The 16088-nt window shown below is 29.6% G+C and carries 10 protein-coding genes and 1 tRNA gene; 4 read left to right on the top strand and 7 right to left on the bottom strand.

What is annotated here, in order from left to right:
* Window positions 1-29: 29 nt before the first annotated feature.
* Entirely contained in the window at window positions 30-794 is a 765-nt protein-coding gene (locus tag ACTTAS_RS07160; RefSeq protein WP_440633258.1) for an undecaprenyl-diphosphate phosphatase, read from the top strand.
* On the opposite strand, the gene ACTTAS_RS07155 is transcribed toward ACTTAS_RS07160, so the two are convergent.
* From ACTTAS_RS07155 to aceE, 3 genes are read right to left on the bottom strand one after another with little or no spacing between them, the layout of a single operon-like run.
* Window positions 791-1684: a DMT family transporter gene (locus ACTTAS_RS07155; protein ID WP_440678888.1), complete on the bottom strand. Its 894-nt coding sequence runs from the start codon at window positions 1682-1684 to the stop codon at window positions 791-793. The two genes, ACTTAS_RS07160 and ACTTAS_RS07155, sit on opposite strands and share 4 nt — an antisense overlap.
* 6 nt (window positions 1685-1690) lie before the next feature.
* Entirely contained in the window at window positions 1691-2953 is a 1263-nt protein-coding gene (locus ACTTAS_RS07150; RefSeq protein ID WP_440678887.1) for a 2-oxo acid dehydrogenase subunit E2, read from the bottom strand.
* Window positions 2953-5994, bottom strand: a complete 3042-nt coding sequence (aceE, locus tag ACTTAS_RS07145; protein ID WP_440678886.1) for a pyruvate dehydrogenase (acetyl-transferring), homodimeric type — start codon at window positions 5992-5994, stop codon at window positions 2953-2955. The genes ACTTAS_RS07150 and aceE overlap by 1 nt, the downstream gene beginning before the upstream one ends.
* Before the next feature lie 147 nt (window positions 5995-6141).
* Here aceE and ACTTAS_RS07140 point away from each other — a divergent pair.
* Together ACTTAS_RS07140 and ACTTAS_RS07135 are read left to right on the top strand one after the other, a co-directional pair.
* Window positions 6142-6218 (top strand) — tRNA-Arg (locus ACTTAS_RS07140).
* 117 nt (window positions 6219-6335) lie between these two features.
* Window positions 6336-6761: a PaaI family thioesterase gene (locus tag ACTTAS_RS07135; protein WP_440653399.1), complete on the top strand. Its 426-nt coding sequence runs from the start codon at window positions 6336-6338 to the stop codon at window positions 6759-6761.
* Window position 6762: 1 nt separating this feature from the next.
* On the opposite strand, the gene ACTTAS_RS07130 is transcribed toward ACTTAS_RS07135, so the two are convergent.
* The 4 genes from ACTTAS_RS07130 to ACTTAS_RS07115 all read right to left on the bottom strand — a co-directional run bounded on the left by ACTTAS_RS07130 (window position 6763) and on the right by ACTTAS_RS07115 (window position 13434).
* Window positions 6763-9084, bottom strand: a complete 2322-nt coding sequence (locus tag ACTTAS_RS07130) for a TRAP transporter permease (protein WP_440678885.1) — start codon at window positions 9082-9084, stop codon at window positions 6763-6765.
* 72 nt (window positions 9085-9156) lie between these two features.
* A complete protein-coding gene (locus tag ACTTAS_RS07125) occupies window positions 9157-10161 on the bottom strand; it encodes a TAXI family TRAP transporter solute-binding subunit (protein WP_440678884.1) in 1005 nt (334 codons plus the stop codon).
* Window positions 10162-10245: 84 nt separating this feature from the next.
* Window positions 10246-11472, bottom strand: coding sequence for a pyridoxal phosphate-dependent aminotransferase (locus ACTTAS_RS07120; RefSeq protein ID WP_440678883.1), 1227 nt, complete (start codon window positions 11470-11472; stop codon window positions 10246-10248).
* On the bottom strand, window positions 11473-13434 hold the full coding sequence (locus ACTTAS_RS07115) for an acetoacetate--CoA ligase (protein ID WP_440678882.1): 1962 nt from the start codon (window positions 13432-13434) through the stop codon (window positions 11473-11475).
* Window positions 13435-13608: 174 nt separating this feature from the next.
* Between ACTTAS_RS07115 and ACTTAS_RS07110 the strand changes: the two genes are divergently transcribed.
* Window positions 13609-16086: a helicase-related protein gene (locus ACTTAS_RS07110; RefSeq protein WP_440678881.1), complete on the top strand. Its 2478-nt coding sequence runs from the start codon at window positions 13609-13611 to the stop codon at window positions 16084-16086.
* The last annotated feature ends 2 nt before the right edge of the window (window positions 16087-16088 follow it).

Below are 16088 nucleotides of genomic sequence, written 5' to 3'. Positions count from 1 at the left end.
ATATAAGCTTTATAAGCTACGAAGAAATTATGTTTCAGAATATTATAGAAGTTTTAATCCTTTCAGCAATTCAAGGGATTTCAGAATTTCTTCCAATAAGTTCTTCTGCACATTTAATTTTAGTTTCAAGTTTGTATGAATTTAAATCTAGCTCATTACTAATTGATATTAGCCTTCATCTAGGATCTCTTTTTGCAATAGTTTATTATTTCAAAGAAGAGTTATTAAACATTAATAAAAATAAAAGACTAATAAGTTTAATTATTATTGGATCTATTCCATTAATAATCTTTGGATATATTTTATACACTACAGGGCTAATTTATAGTTTACGAAACATTGAAACTATTGCATGGACAACTTTAATATTTGCAATTGTTTTATACATTTCTGACAAAAGTCGTTTTGATAAAAAAATTTCTACAAATTTAAATATTCAATCAATTTTATTTATAGGAGTAATGCAAATTTTATCATTGATACCTGGAGTAAGCAGAGCAGGAGTTACAATAACAGCTGCGAGGATTTTAAAGTTTAATAGAGTGGATTCGAGTAAAATATCTTTTTTACTATCTATCCCAGCATTAGCTGGTGCAAGTGTACTTAGTTTAAAAGATATTTTTAATCAACCAACAGAATTTAATTATTTGGTAATAATTGCAATTATATCTTCTTTTATTCTTTCTTTTTTAACAGTTAAATATTTTTTAATTTTTATAAATAAGTTTTCTATGAATGCATTTGTAATTTATAGAATAATAATTGCTTTAGTATTGTTTAGTTTAATTTATTAAATTTTTTTTCTTTTTATAAGTGGGAGTAATTGTGATAATAAAACTCCACACAAAATAAAAAAACATCCAAGTATATTATTTATATCTAATACTTGATTTAAAATAAACCATGCAGCTACAGTTGCAAATACACCCTCAAGGGAAAAAATAATTGCTGCTGGTGCAGGTGTAATATTTTTTTGTGCATAAATCTGTAATACAAATGCAAATCCTCCAGATAATATTCCAGCATATAATATAGAATACATTTCCATTAGAATGTTGTTCCAAACAAATTCTTCATAAAAAATTCCAATGAAAAAAGACAAAATAGCTACGATTAAAGTTTGAATTGCTCCAATTGTAAGTGGAAGATTGTATTTAGAAATAATAATTCCAGTAAATATAATATGTGTGCTCCAAAATAAAGCTCCTAGTACAACCAAGGTATCTCCCAATCTAACAGTTGCATCGTAAAAATTTGTTAATAAATATCCTCCAATTAAACATAAAATTACTGAAGGCCATACACTCCAATGTATTGATTTTTTTCCAAACAAATAAATTATGATAGGCACCATAGGTACATAAAAGATCGTAAAAAAGGCTGCATTTGCAACATCTGTATAGAGCAAAGCAACCTGTTGTAATGCAGAACCTAAAAATAAGGACAATCCTATTAAAGACACATAAATTACAAATGTTTTTTTATCTGTTTTTAATTCTGGTTTAAAATTTTTTAATTCAAATAAAATTACGAGTGGGGTAATAGCTAAAAAACCAACAAAAAATCTAACAGCATTAAATGTAAAAGGACCAATATTGTCCATGCCAGTATCTTGAGCAATAAAAGTTGTGCCCCATATAAAAGTGCATAACAAAGCACTTAATAGGGAAATAGGCTTAGACATTTTTGATTATACAGCTAGCTTATAAGCAAAATTTTTGCCTAAGTTTTCTTTAAGATCATTGTTAAATCTTGCTGCCTCAGCTCCATCAATAATTCTATGATCATAAGACAAAGAAATCGGTAGCATTGTTCTAGTTTGAAACTTTCCATTTATATAAATTTGTTTTTTCTCTGATCTACCTACTCCTAAAATTGCTACTTCAGGATAATTTATTATTGGTGTAAAAAATGATCCACCTATTCCACCCAAACTAGTAATAGTCATTGAACCGCCAAACAATTCTTTTTTATCTATTTTTAAATTTCTACAAAGCTCACTTACCTCTCTCAACTCTCTACTAATATGAGAAATTTTTTTATTATTAGCATTTCTAATTTTTGGAACCATTAGTCCATTTGGAGTGTCTACAGCTATACCTATATGGTAATATTTTTTCATTGTCATTTTACCTGTTTCAATTTCATCAATTGAAGAATTAAAACTTGGAAATTTTTTTAACGAAGCAACTAAAGCTTTTACAATAAATGCTAAAGGAGTAATTTTAATTTTTTCTCCCGTATAAATATCAGTCAAAGAATTTCTGAAGTTTTCCATTTCTGTAATATCAGCCTCATCATGATTTGTAACATGAGGTATAGTGGTCCATGAATTTGTTAAATACTTTGATGATAATTTTTTTACTCTTGGTATATCTTTGATCTCTATTTGACCAAAATCTGAATGCTCAAATTCATTTTTGATTTTGCTTGGTTTTTTTTCCTCAACAACCTCGGTGTTATTGTTTGATCTTAATGCTACAAATTTTTTTATATCATCTTCAACTACTCTTCCATCTCTCTCGCTTCCTAAAACTTTATTTATATCTACACCGAGTTCTCTAGCAAATTTTCTAGCTTTTGGGCTTGCTGATGAAATATTAGATACATTATTTAAAACTTTAGTTTCTTGTTGAACCTCAGGTTCTATTACTTCAATTTTTTTGAACTCTTTTTCTATTATTGGCTTTTGTTCAACTTTTTGATTTATCTGTGATGACTTTTCTAAAGTTAAAATTAAATCTCCTTCAGATACCTTATCTCCAACTTTTATATTTAAGTTAGAAATTTTACCTTCAAAACTAGATGGTATTTCTACGCTAGACTTATCACTTTCTATTGTAATTAAAGGGTCATTTTTTTTAATTGATTGGCCTTTTTTTACTAATACCTCAATAACCTCAACATCTTTAAAATCTCCTATATTTGGTACCTTAATTTCAATATCTGACATTATAATTTTGTTGGCATAGGTTTGTCGCCATCAATTTTGTATTTTTTCATAGCATCTTTTGCATATTTTGAAGCTATCAATTGTTCTTTTGCTAAAATACTTAATCCATAAGCTACTAAATGTTCTTTATCTACCTCAAAGAATTTTCTTAAATTTTTTCTAGTATCACTTCTTCCAAAACCATCTGCACCTAGAGAATAAAAGCTCTTATTGTTTGTGTAAGGTCTTATTTGATCAGAGTTCATTCTCATATAATCAGATGCTGCCATAATTGGTCCTTCAGTACTTCCAAGACATTGCTCTACATATGATTTTTTAGGAGTTTTGTCGGGATTTAGAAGGTTGTATCTTTCAACTTCCATCCCATCTTTTCTTAACTCATTAAAACTTGTAACACTCCATATTTCACTATCAATTTGATAGTCGTTTTGTAAAATTTCAGCTGCTGACATCATCTCTCTTAAAATTGTTCCTGAGCCTAAAAGTTGAAGTTTTGTTTTTTTATATTTGTTAAATTCCTTTATCTTATACATTCCTTTAAGAATTCCCTCTTCACAATTTTTATCCTTAGGCATTTCAGGATGTGAATAATTTTCATTCATTGTTGTAATATAATAAAAAACATTTTCTTTCTTCTCATGCATTCTTCTTAGACCCTCTCTAAAAATAGTTGCTAATTCATAGTGAAATGTAGGATCATAAGTTACACAATTAGGAATTGTTGATGCAATCAAATGACTATGTCCGTCTTGATGTTGTAATCCTTCACCTGCTAATGTTGTTCTTCCGGCTGTTGCACCAACTAAAAAACCTCTAGCTTGGCTATCACCAGCAGCCCAAGCTAAATCTCCAATTCTTTGAAATCCAAACATAGAATAAAAAATATATATCGGTATCATTTCAATATCATGATTTGTGTAAGCAGTTGCAGCTGCTATCCAAGAAGACATCGCTCCTGCCTCATTAATTCCTTCTTCAAGTACCTGTCCACTTTTATCTTCTCTATAAGAACTTAGTTGTGCAGCATCTTCGGGCTCATATTTCTGTCCTTCATGAGCGTATATTCCAATTTTTTGAAAAAAACCTTCCATACCAAATGTTCTTGCTTCATCTGGGATAATTGGAACTAATCTAGGTGAAATATTTTTATCTCTTAACAAATTAGTTAACATTCTGACCAGCGCCATTGTGGTAGACATTTCTTTTTCACCAGTTGAAACTTTCATAAAATCAAAAATATCTTTTGATGGTGCTTTAATAGGTTTTGCAAAGGTTGATCTCTCTGGCAAATAACCTCCCAATTTAAGCCTTCTTTCTTTTATGTATCTAATCTCTGGAGATTTTTCATCAGGCTTAAAGTATTCTATGTTTCTAACTTGTTCATCAGTTAGAGGAACGTCAAAACGATCTCTATAATACATAAGATCATCCACATCTAATTTTTTAGTTTGGTGAGTAGTGTTTACACTTTCACCTGTTTTTCCCATTCCATATCCCTTGATTGTTTTTGCAATAATAACTGTTGGACTTCCTTGGTTTTTAATTGCTTTATCATAAGCTGCGTATACCTTATGGGGGTCGTGTCCTCCTCGATTTAATCTCCAAATATCTTTATCTGACATAGATGAAACCATCTCCAAAGTATCTGGATTTTTTCCAAAAAACTTTTCTCGTACATATGCACCATCTCTTGCTTTCATGGCTTGGTATTCACCATCTACAGTTTCATTCATAATTTTTACTAATTGACCAGATTTGTCATTAGCTAATAATGAGTCCCAATATGAACCCCAAATAACTTTTATTACATTCCATCCAGCACCTCTGAAGCTACCTTCAAGTTCTTGTATAATTTTTCCATTTCCTCTTACAGGTCCATCAAGTCTTTGGAGATTACAATTAATTACAAAAATTAAATTATCTAGTTTTTCTCTAGCTGCTAATCCAATTGCACCCATGGATTCTGGTTCATCCATTTCACCATCTCCTAAAAAAGCCCAGACTTTTCGTCCTTCATCTTTAATCAATCCTCTATTGATTAAATATTTCATGTATCTTGCTTGATAAATTGCAAGCATTGGTCCTAACCCCATTGAAACAGTAGGAAATTGCCAAAAATTTGGCATTAGCCAAGGGTGAGGGTATGAAGATAATCCTCCAGGTTTTACTTCCTGTCTAAAACTATCTAATTGTTTCTCAGTTAATCTACCCTCTAAAAATGCTCTAGCATACATTCCAGGTGCGCTGTGTCCCTGAAAATATACTAGATCACCTCCAAATTTATTGTTTTTTGCTCTCCAAAAATGATTCATTCCAACATCATATAAAGTTGCAGCAGATGCAAAGGTTCCTATGTGTCCACCTAATTCTGGAAATTTTTTGTTAGCTCTTACTACCATTGCAGCTGCATTCCATCTGATCAGAGATCTTATTCTTCTCTCAATATTTTGATCTCCATTTGACTTTATTTCAGCCTCAGGAGGAATGGTATTTATATACGGAGTATTTTGGGTGTAAGGAATATTTGCTCCTTCACGATAGGCTTTGTTAATTAATTCCTTAATTAAAAAATGAGCTCTTTGATTTCCATCTTTTGAAATTACTGCAGATAAAGACTCTAGCCAATCTTGAGTTTCTAAAGGATCTGTATCTAATCCATTTGTAACTTGAATTATAGATTGTTTTTTTTCTTTAGCTGGCTCTGAAACATTCACCGGCTCCTCTTTATTTACAGCCATTGCTTCCTCAGCTTGTTTAATAATATTTTCTGTATCTTTAGGAAGATTGCTCTCTGGAAGACTTTTGGTTGAATTGCTTAAACTTAAAAGTAAATCACCTTTTGAAACTTTATCACCTACTTTGACATTAACGGTATCAATTTTTCCTGAAATAGTTGATGGGATTTCAACACTAGATTTATCACTTTCAATTGTAACTACTGGATCATTTTCCTTGATTGTATCTCCAGGCTTCACAAGTAATTCTATCACCTCAACATTCTCAAAATCACCGATGTCAGGAACAAGTAGTTTTTCGCTCATTATTTAAAAGGCTTATACACTCAAATAAAATATATTTTTATGTTATTTTATCACATTAATTAATCTTTTTATGCAAAGCTGTGTTTTAATTGAACAAAATTTGTTAATAAAACCTGAAAATACAGTATCTTTAATAAAATTAATTTTGGACCGCTGGCCAAATTGGATAAGGCGCTCGGCTACGAACCGGGAGATTCCAGATTCGAGTTCTGGGCGGTCCACCAAAAAAGGATAAAAATGATTAATTGGCTTTTAAAAGCATCTTTACAAAAATCAGTAATTTACTTTTTTATAATTATCGCATTGTTATTATTGCTATTAACAATTGTATTGTAAATTTTATGAGTAATGAATTTGAACAAATAAGCTTAACACCTGGTTTTATGAAACACAATGGAGGTGTTTTGTTTAGAAACATTTCTGAAACTGAATATGAATTTAAATCTACTATAAATGAAAATCACTTAAATGCTGCTGGTATAACTCATGGAGGCTATCTATCAGCATTAATAGATGCAGGTGCCGGAACCGCTGCTCACAGATCTGCGAGTAATGCTCCATGTGTAACTATTTCATTAGATATCAAGTTTATTGGTGCCTCAAAAGTTGGTGATGAAATTATTGGACATACAAAAATTTTAAAAAAAACTAATACACTAATATTTTTATTTTGTGAGCTTAAATGTAATAACAAAATTATCACATCAGCAACAGGTGTTTGGAAAATTTTAAAAGTTAAACCTTCAAACTTAGGTCCAGGTGGTTAATTTATTCTTTTCTTCTGATATTAAAATATCCACAAATAACTAATAAAATTAAAGCGATTGGATAAACTATATTTTTGGACGGTCTATCAAAGTTTTCAATTTTAAATTCACTAATATAATCACCCATTTCAAAACCATTTTTTTTTGCCTCTCCATTCCATTTTAAATTATCAACAATTATTTTTTCATCTTGCACCAATAAAGTAATCCCATAATCCTCTAGAGTAAAATGATCTTCAAAGGTATTTTTTGATATTACAAAAAGTTTATATCTTTCTCCATATAAACTGGGTCTTGTTACTTTAATTTGAATTTCTTTTTTTGAATCAAATTTTAATGAATTGATTTTATTAATTTCTTGATAATTATATTTTGGGTAAAATTTATTTAGAACAAAATCTGGAGACAATAAAGAAATAGAAATGATTAAAAAAATAATTATCTCATACCATTTAAGTCTATTTACAAACCAACCTTGAGTTGCTGATGTAAAAACTAAAATTCCGATTAATGATGTTATAATAACAATAAGCCCATGCCAGATATTTTCAATATCAATAAGTAAAAGTTCATGATTAAACAAAAAGACTATTGGTAATATTCCTGTTCTTAAACTATACCAAAATGCTTGAACTCCAGTCCTTAATGGGTCTCCTCCAGATATTCCTGCAGCTGCATAAGAAGCTAGTCCTACTGGCGGTGTTACATCTGCCATCAGTCCAAAGTAAAAAACAAATAAATGAACTGCTATTAGTGGAAAAATAAACCCAGATGCATTTCCAACATCAACTAAAACAGTTGCCATCAAAGATGCAACCACAACATAGTTTGCTGTAGTTGGTAAACCCATTCCTAACAACAAACATAAAATTATTGTTAAAAATAATAGTATTGTGACGTTATCTTTAGCAATAGATTCGATAACAATAATTAAGTTTGTACTTAAGCCTGTTGAGCCAACTGCACCTACTATGATACCAGCTGTAGCAATTGCTATACCAACTGCTACCATATTCAATGCCCCTTTTTCAAAACCAACGATTGTTTGATTAAACCATTCTTTAAAAGAATCTTTAGAGTAATTATTTTTAATAATTAAGTTAATTAGATTTACTAAAATTAAAGTAATTGTTGCATAAAAAATTGAATACGAAGCAGTAAACCTTAAATAAACAAGAGTATAAATTAAAACAAAAATAGGAATTAAAAAATGAATTCCAGATAAAAATGTTTTTTTCAAATTAGGAACATCGGCATCGTCCATTCCTTTGAGATTTAATTTTAGAGCTTCTAGGTGAGATATATAAAATAGAGCAATATAAGAAATAATTGCAGGTAAAAAAGCATGTTTAACTATTTCAAAATAAGTAACCCCAATAAAACTTGCCATTACAAATGCTGCGGCACCCATCACAGGCGGCATTATTTGTCCATTTACAGATGATGAAACCTCAATTGCACCTGCCTTTTCTTTAGAGAAACCTGTTTTTTTCATTATTGGAATAGTAAATGTTCCAGTAGTTACGGTATTAGCAATTGATGATCCTGAGATTAAGCCAGTCATTCCTGAACCTAGAATTGCAGCTTTGGCTGGTCCACCTCTCATTTTACCAACCATCGCAAAGGCTAAATCTAAAAAATATTTACCTCCACCTGCTGTTTCGAGTAAGGCACCAAATAAAACGAACAGAAAAATAAAATCTACAGAAACACCAATAGGGATTCCAAATATTGCCTCTTGATCCAACCATTGAAATCCTACTAATCTATTTAAAGACAAGCCTCCATGAGAAATTATCTCTGGTGCATACCTTCCAAAATATGAAAATAATAAAAAACTAGTTGCAATGATTACCAAAGGTAATCCAATTGCTCTTCTTGTGGCCTCTAAAAGTATTAAAATACCACATCCTCCTAAAATTAATTCCACTGGAAAATTGAATGTATCAGTGATTTTCAAACTTAAAAGAACACCACCCCTCTCTACTAATTGATCATAAAAAAAATAAATATAGAGACAAGAAAAAGCGCCCACAAAACTTATAATAATATCAAAAAATGAAATTTTTTTTCCTTTTGCTACTGGGTAGATTAAAAATGCTAAAGTTAATGCAAATCCTAAATGTATTGCTCTCGCAGGTAAACCTTTAAACATTCCAATATTCAACATAAATGGAAATGGTGATGCGTACCAAAGTTGAAATAAGGACCAAATGATAGCTATTGCAGAAACTACCTTTAAATGAAATCCAGTAATGTTTCTGGTTGGTGATAAATCTTCGCTTATTTTATTTTTTATATTGGTGCTAATTGAATTACTCATAAGAAATATTCATACCATAAAAAAAAGGCCCGGTAAAAATTACCAGGCCTTTTAAAAAGTAAAAAACTTAGATTACATTAATCCAGCTTCTTTATAATATTTAATTGCACCAGGATGTAGTGGAGCAGATAAACCATCTTTAATCATGTTTTTCTTTTCCAAAAATCCAAATGCTGGATGTTGTTTTTTGAAATCGTCAAAGTTTTCAAAAACTGCTTTTGTAACTAAGTACACTAGTTCTTCAGAAACATCTGCTGAAGTTACCACAGTTGCTTTAACACCAAATGTAGTAGCATCTTTTTTCTGTTTAGTATAAGTGCCTTTAGGAATTACAGCCTGTGCATAATAATCAGCACCATCAATTAAGCCTTGAACTTCTGGTCCAGTCAAATTGATTGGAGATGCTTTAGCAGCACAAGTTGCGGCTTGTTCCATTGCACCATTTGGAAATCCAACCGAATAACCAAATGCATCAATTTTACCATCACATAAAGCTTTCACTTGCTCTGAAGAAGTTAACTCTGTTGTTGATTTAAAGAAACTATTATCAACACCCATAGCTTTCATTAGCTCTTCCATGGTTCCTCTCTGACCAGAACCAGGGTTACCAATGTTTACTACTTTACCTTCTAAGTCTGCAAAATCTTTAACTCTTGCTTTTTTTCTAGCCCAAATTTGAAAAGGTTCGTTGTGAACTGAAAACACAGCTCTCAAATCACTAAACTGTTTTCCTTCCCATTTGCTTGAACCATTCACTGCGTGATATTGCCAGTCAGATTGAGCTACACCAAATTGAAATTCTCCAGCTGCTATTTGTCCAATATTGTAGTTTGAACCACCTGTCGATGGAGCAGTACATCTATACGCTTTAGCTGTACCTTTTTTTCTACCGTGCTCAGCACTAATTGCTGATTTATGAAGCATTTTACATATAGCGTTACCTGTTTGGAAATATACTCCAGTAGGTCCACCAGTTCCTATCGTGAAGAACTCAGCTGATTTAGCAACTGTAGTTAAGGACAGTGATGCAAATAAAATCAGTAAAGCACTTGATAGGGATGTGATTATTTTTTTCATTATTTTTCCCTCTCTATAATTGTATGTCGTTATTTTTTATAAATTAATCTTAACAAAAAATTATAATAGATGTATAGGTTGATTTTAAAGATTTTCTGACCATTTTTTTAAATTATCAACACCTTCTACAACCTTTGGTGCCAACTTTTCGATTATATTAAAATCAATAGATTGATCTTCCTTAATACTATTCATGAATTTTTCTCCATCAAAATCAGTAAAGCTTAATCTTGCAAGCATTTTACTTTCATTAAATCCAAAATCTGATCCAGGTAATAATGCAACACCTGTTTCTTTTAAAATATTTTCACACATTTCTGATGAAGTTTTAAATTTAGAATCTAAAAATTCAGGCATTAAATAGAAACCTCCTTGAGGTTCATTAATTAAAATTTTGTTTGATTTTAAATTTTGATAAACATAATTGCCGACAGCCTTTAAAATATTTCTAGATTTATTAATGTATTTACTATGATTGTTTTCATATGCTTTTATTGCAGCATATTGGATAGGCGCACTTACTGCTGAAAAGGTTTCACTGGCTAAAACATTAATCATGTTTTTTATGTCATTTAAGCTCTCTGGGACAATAAAATATCCCAATCTCCAACCACCAGCTCCACACCATTTACTTAGGCCAGTACTGATAATTGTTTTTTCAGGACAAAAATTTGAAATAGACTTATAATTTTTTGTAAAAGTCAGTTCTGAATATATCTCATCAGATAAAATTATAAGATTATGTTTATTTGCAACATTAGAAATCTCTTCCAAATTTTCACAAACTTGTCCTGAAGGATTATTGGGGGAATTTAAAAATAATAAATAATTTTTATTTTTATCTTTTAATATTACTTCCTCTATTTCTTGAGCTGTAGGGAACCAATTATTTTCTCTTTTTGTTTGTAAAATTTGAATTTTGTTTCTTCCTAATATTGCTTGTGGTGCGTAAGAAACCCAACTAGGTGCAGGCAATATAATTTCACCATCGAATATTACATGAAGTAAAAACATCAACTCTTTAGAGCCTGGTCCTATGATGACATTCTTAGAATTATATTCATAATTTTTTTTCTTTGATGAGTATTTTGCAACAGACTGTCTTAGTTCTGAAAGACCTTGCATGGGCAAATATTTGTTTTGATACGCATTATTTTTAAGCTCCTCTACTACGTCTTGTGGAACTTTAAAGGGTGATTGTCCAAAACCAAATTTAAATATTTTTTTTCCTTCATCTTCAAGTTTTTTTGAAGCTTCATTGATTGCTAGCGTAGAAGATGGTTTTAAATCTTTAACTATATTTTTTAACATTTAATAACTTAACTGTTTCAAATTTTTGTATTGTTTTAAAACTTCTGGGTTTGCTAAAGCTTCTTTATTTTTAACAACACTTCCTTCTATAGTGCTTTTAACTGCAAGCTCAACAATTTTACCACTTTTGGTTCTTGGAATATCTTTTACAACAATTACTTTACTAGGGACATGTCTTGGTGATGCATTTATTCTTATTTGAGTTTTTATTCTATTAAGTAAAGAATCATCAAGTATGTATTCATTACTCATTACAACGAAAAGAATTATTCTTATATCATTATCCCAAGATTGACCAACTACTAGTGCTTCTTTAATTTCTTTAAACTTTTCAACCTCAGAATATATTTCAGCAGTACCAAGTCTTACACCTCCTGGATTAAGGGTAGTGTCAGATCTTCCATGTATAATAAAACCATCGGTATTTCTTCTTTCAGCATAATCACCATGATGCCAAGTATTTTTATATCTATTGAAGTAAGCTTTTTTAAATTTTACGTCATTTTTATCATTCCAAAATTTAAGAGGCATTGATGGAAATGGATTTTTACAAACTAGTTCACCTTTAGAATTTTTTAAAGATTTACCACTATCATTAAAGACATCAACATCTAAACCTAAGCCAGAATTTTGTATTTCACCAATATTTACAGGCTGATATATATTTCCTAAAACAAAACATGATACAATATCTGTACCACCCGAAATAGATGAGAGATGAACTTTCTTTTTAATATTTTTATAAACATATTTAAAACCTTCACTTGATAAAGGAGAACCTGTTGAACATATTGTTTTTAGTTTTTGAAGTTTATATTTAAATTTAAGATTAGGTTCTAATTTTCTTAGAGCATCAATATATTTAGCACTAATTCCAAACAGAGTAATTTTTTCTCTTTGTGCTATTTTTAAAAGTAAATCACTTGATTTATACATTGGAGAACCATCAAAAAGTACTATTGATGCCTTTGAAGCTAACGAGCTTACTAACCAATTCCACATCATCCAGCCACAAGTGGTAAAATAAAACACGTTATCATTTTCTTTTATATCGCAATGTAATTGGTGTTCTTTCTTATGTTGAAGAAGAACTCCACCAGTTCTGTGGCAAATACATTTTGGTTTTCCAGTTGTTCCACTTGAATATAAAATAGTCAACTCGCTTTCGAAATCATACTTTTTAAAATTTATTTTTTCAGATTGATTTTGAATAATCTCACGCCATTTAATTAAATTTATTTTCTTATATTTACTTTTATTAGTGACATATTTTTTTCCAGGATAATTAACAATCACAACATTTTTAATTGATGGAATAGATTTTAAAATTTCAGATAATCTCTCTAATACATTAATTTTTTTCCCATTGTAAAAATACTGGTCTGTAATGAACAAAACTTTTGGATTAATTTGAGAAAATCTTTCAACAACACCTTTAATACCAAAATCAGGACTGCATGATGACCAAATGCTTCCTAAAGTACTCGCTGCTATAAACGCCTCAACTGTCTCGATAGTATTAGGCATATAAGCTGCAACTCTGTCTCCTTTTTTAATTTTAATTTCCTTTAAAAACTTTACAATTTTGCCTGTACTTAAATTTAATTCTCTCCAAGATTTTTCTTCTCTAAAGCCATTTTCGCTTATAAATGTGAGTGCCTTATCATCATTATTTTTTGACAATAAATTCTCACCAAAATTTAACTTACTACCTGGTAAGAATAAATTTTTATAAAATATTTTAGATTTTTTAATTTTTTTTTTACTTTTCAACCCTTTAATTTGTGAAAATTCCCAAAAATAATTCCAAAACTCAGGAGAATTTTTAACAGTCCAATTCAAAAAAGTTTTGTAATTTAAATTAAATTTTTTTTTGATTTTATTTGAAATAAATTTCTCAAAAGCATAAAGATTTGAATTTTTTTTCTCTTTTAAAGATGCTTCCCAAAGTTTATTGGTCATTTTTATTTTATTAAATTACTATTATAGAATTAATCTCAATTATGATATTCTCATTAATATTAATATAAAAATGAGAACTTTTTACCCTCCGATTCGGTCATGTTTTAGTCTATTTTTGTTCTTTAGCACTAACAATATCTGGTAGGTAAAAAAAATTATACACCAAAGATAGAAATGCCTAAAAATAAAATTACAGCTGTTCTTGGTCCAACAAACACAGGTAAAACTCATCTTGCAATTGACACAATGCTATCTTTTGACAGCGGAATGATTGGGTTCCCATTAAGATTATTAGCAAGAGAGGTTTACGATAAAGTAATAAAAAAAATTAGTATAGACAAAGTTGCTTTAATTACTGGTGAAGAAAAAATAATTCCTACAAACGCAAAATATTATTTATGCACAGTCGAATCAATGCCTATTGAAAAACATTTAGAATTTGTGGGCATAGACGAAATTCAAATGTGTGCAGATCATGAAAGAGGTCACATATTCACAGATAGATTATTAAATTTAAGAGGTGAAAAACTTACGATGCTAATGGGTTCTAGTACTATTAAAAATATCATATCTAAATTAAATGAGGATTTAGAATTTATTAATAGAGATAGATTGTCAAAACTCACTTATGCCGGACATAAAAAGATATCAAGGATAAATAGAAAAACTGCAATTATAGCTTTTTCAGCGGAGGAAGTTTATGCAATAGCAGAATTAATAAGAAGACAAAAGGGTGGGGCAGCTATAGTTATGGGTTCATTAAGTCCTAAAACGAGAAATGCTCAAGTAGAACTTTACCAATCTGGAGATGTTGATTTTTTAGTAGCCACTGACGCTATTGGAATGGGAATAAATATGGATCTAGATTATGTATATTTTTCAAATCTTAAAAAATTTGATGGAAAAAAATTAAGAAAATTAAATTTATCTGAAATAGGTCAAATAGCAGGAAGAGCTGGAAGATATTTAAATGATGGTGGTTTTGGTATAACTGGTGATTGTAAAGAAATTTCACCTGAAGAAGTGGAATTAATTGAAGGACATAAATTTGAAGAAATAAGAACTTTATTCTGGAGAAATTCTGATCTTAATTTCAATAATCCAAATTCACTGATTAAAAGTCTTGAAGAAAGACCCCAGATGGAATGGTTAAGAAAAGTTCACGAATGTGAGGATGAAAGAGCGCTAAAATATTTTATAAAAGATGAAAAAAATAATCTAGAATTTAACGAAAGAACTCTCAAATTATTATGGGAATGTTGTCAGATACCTGATTTTGTTAAAAAAACCTATGGCAATCATTATGAAGTGATCAAAAATGTTTTTAAATTTTTAAACAGTGAAAAAGGTCTAATTTCAGAAGATTACATGAGATTGCAGCTCATGAAACTTGATAAATTAGAGGGAAATGTAGATTCTTTATCAAATAGAATTGCAAATGTAAGAACTTGGTCTTATGTTTCAAATAAAAATAATTGGGTAGAAAATCAAAATTATTGGATAGAAAAAACAAAACATTTAGAAGATAGACTTTCTGACAGACTTCATGAAGAACTTACCAAGACTTTTATCGACAAAAGAGCAAGCATACTTGCAAGAGGTTTAAAACAAGACATGGAATTCAAAACTGAAATATTACAGAACAATGACGTTAAAATAGATGATCAGTTTATTGGTAAAATCAAAGGTTTGAAATTAGAATTAGATTTAAAAAAAGGCTCTCTTGAAACTGATATCAAGTCATTAAAAAAAGCTGCTAGACAATCAATTGGACCTGAGTTTGATAAAAGAATTCAATCAATTATAGATACGGGATTAATAGATTTAAAAGAGGATTTTAAAATATATTGGAATGAATTTCCAATTGCTAGACTGTTACCAGGAAATGATTATTTAAGTCCCAATTTTACTTTAGTTGTTGATGACATTATTGAACAAAATCCAAAACAAAAACTAAATGATTTTATTCAAAAATGGCTAAACTCTAAAATAAGCGATGTCTTGAAAAGTTTAATAGATTTAAAAAACATTAAAGAAGATAAGTCTTCAATTAAGGCTTTGGCTTATCAGCTTTATGAAAATAATGGTGTTTTAAAAAGAGAACAAGTTTCTGATTATTTAAAAAATCTTGAACAAATAGATAGAAAAGTACTTAGAGAATTGGGTGTAAAATTTGGAAGATACCATGTATTCCTTTATCAGCTTATAAAACCAGATGCTGTATCTTTAAGAACCTTATTGTGGAAAAATTTTCATCAAAAATTCTATAATTTAAAACCACCAACTTTTGGATTAAATTTTTTAGAAGATAAAGATTCTAAAAATAAAAACTTTATGCTTCTCTGTGGATTTGAAAAATTTGATAATTTTTTTGTAAGAATAGATATTCTTGAAAGACTCTTTGTACAAATTATTAATGCTACTTCAAAAGAAAATAATGAAATAAAAATGATACCTGAAATGTTAAATCTTTTAGGGTGCAGCAAGGAGAACTTTAAAAAATTATTACAAAAAATGGGTTATAAAACTTATGAAAAAGAACAAGACATGTTTTTTAAATATAATCCTGTTAAAAAATTTAAAAAGATACAGAACAAAAAAGTTTCAAATGAAAATCCATTTAAAGTTCTTAAAAATCTCAAGTTAGGTTAATT

The sequence above is a fragment of the Candidatus Pelagibacter sp. HIMB1611 genome (genome assembly GCF_052047715.1).
Taxonomy (GTDB): domain Bacteria; phylum Pseudomonadota; class Alphaproteobacteria; order Pelagibacterales; family Pelagibacteraceae; genus Pelagibacter.
This window is presented reverse-complemented; position numbering and strand designations above follow the sequence as displayed.

Excerpts from the sequence above, each read along its gene's own strand:
- ACTTAS_RS07160 (WP_440633258.1), top strand. The coding sequence starts at position 30 with ATGTTTCAGAATATTATAGAAGTTTTAATCCTTTCAGCAATTCAAGGG.
- ACTTAS_RS07155 (WP_440678888.1), bottom strand. The coding sequence starts at position 1,684 with ATGTCTAAGCCTATTTCCCTATTAAGTGCTTTGTTATGCACTTTTATA.
- ACTTAS_RS07150 (WP_440678887.1), bottom strand. The coding sequence starts at position 2,953 with ATGTCAGATATTGAAATTAAGGTACCAAATATAGGAGATTTTAAAGAT.
- aceE (WP_440678886.1), bottom strand. The coding sequence starts at position 5,994 with ATGAGCGAAAAACTACTTGTTCCTGACATCGGTGATTTTGAGAATGTT.
- ACTTAS_RS07135 (WP_440653399.1), top strand. The coding sequence starts at position 6,336 with ATGAGTAATGAATTTGAACAAATAAGCTTAACACCTGGTTTTATGAAA.
- ACTTAS_RS07130 (WP_440678885.1), bottom strand. The coding sequence starts at position 9,084 with ATGAGTAATTCAATTAGCACCAATATAAAAAATAAAATAAGCGAAGAT.
- ACTTAS_RS07125 (WP_440678884.1), bottom strand. The coding sequence starts at position 10,161 with ATGAAAAAAATAATCACATCCCTATCAAGTGCTTTACTGATTTTATTT.
- ACTTAS_RS07120 (WP_440678883.1), bottom strand. The coding sequence starts at position 11,472 with ATGTTAAAAAATATAGTTAAAGATTTAAAACCATCTTCTACGCTAGCA.
- ACTTAS_RS07115 (WP_440678882.1), bottom strand. The coding sequence starts at position 13,434 with ATGACCAATAAACTTTGGGAAGCATCTTTAAAAGAGAAAAAAAATTCA.
- ACTTAS_RS07110 (WP_440678881.1), top strand. The coding sequence starts at position 13,609 with ATGCCTAAAAATAAAATTACAGCTGTTCTTGGTCCAACAAACACAGGT.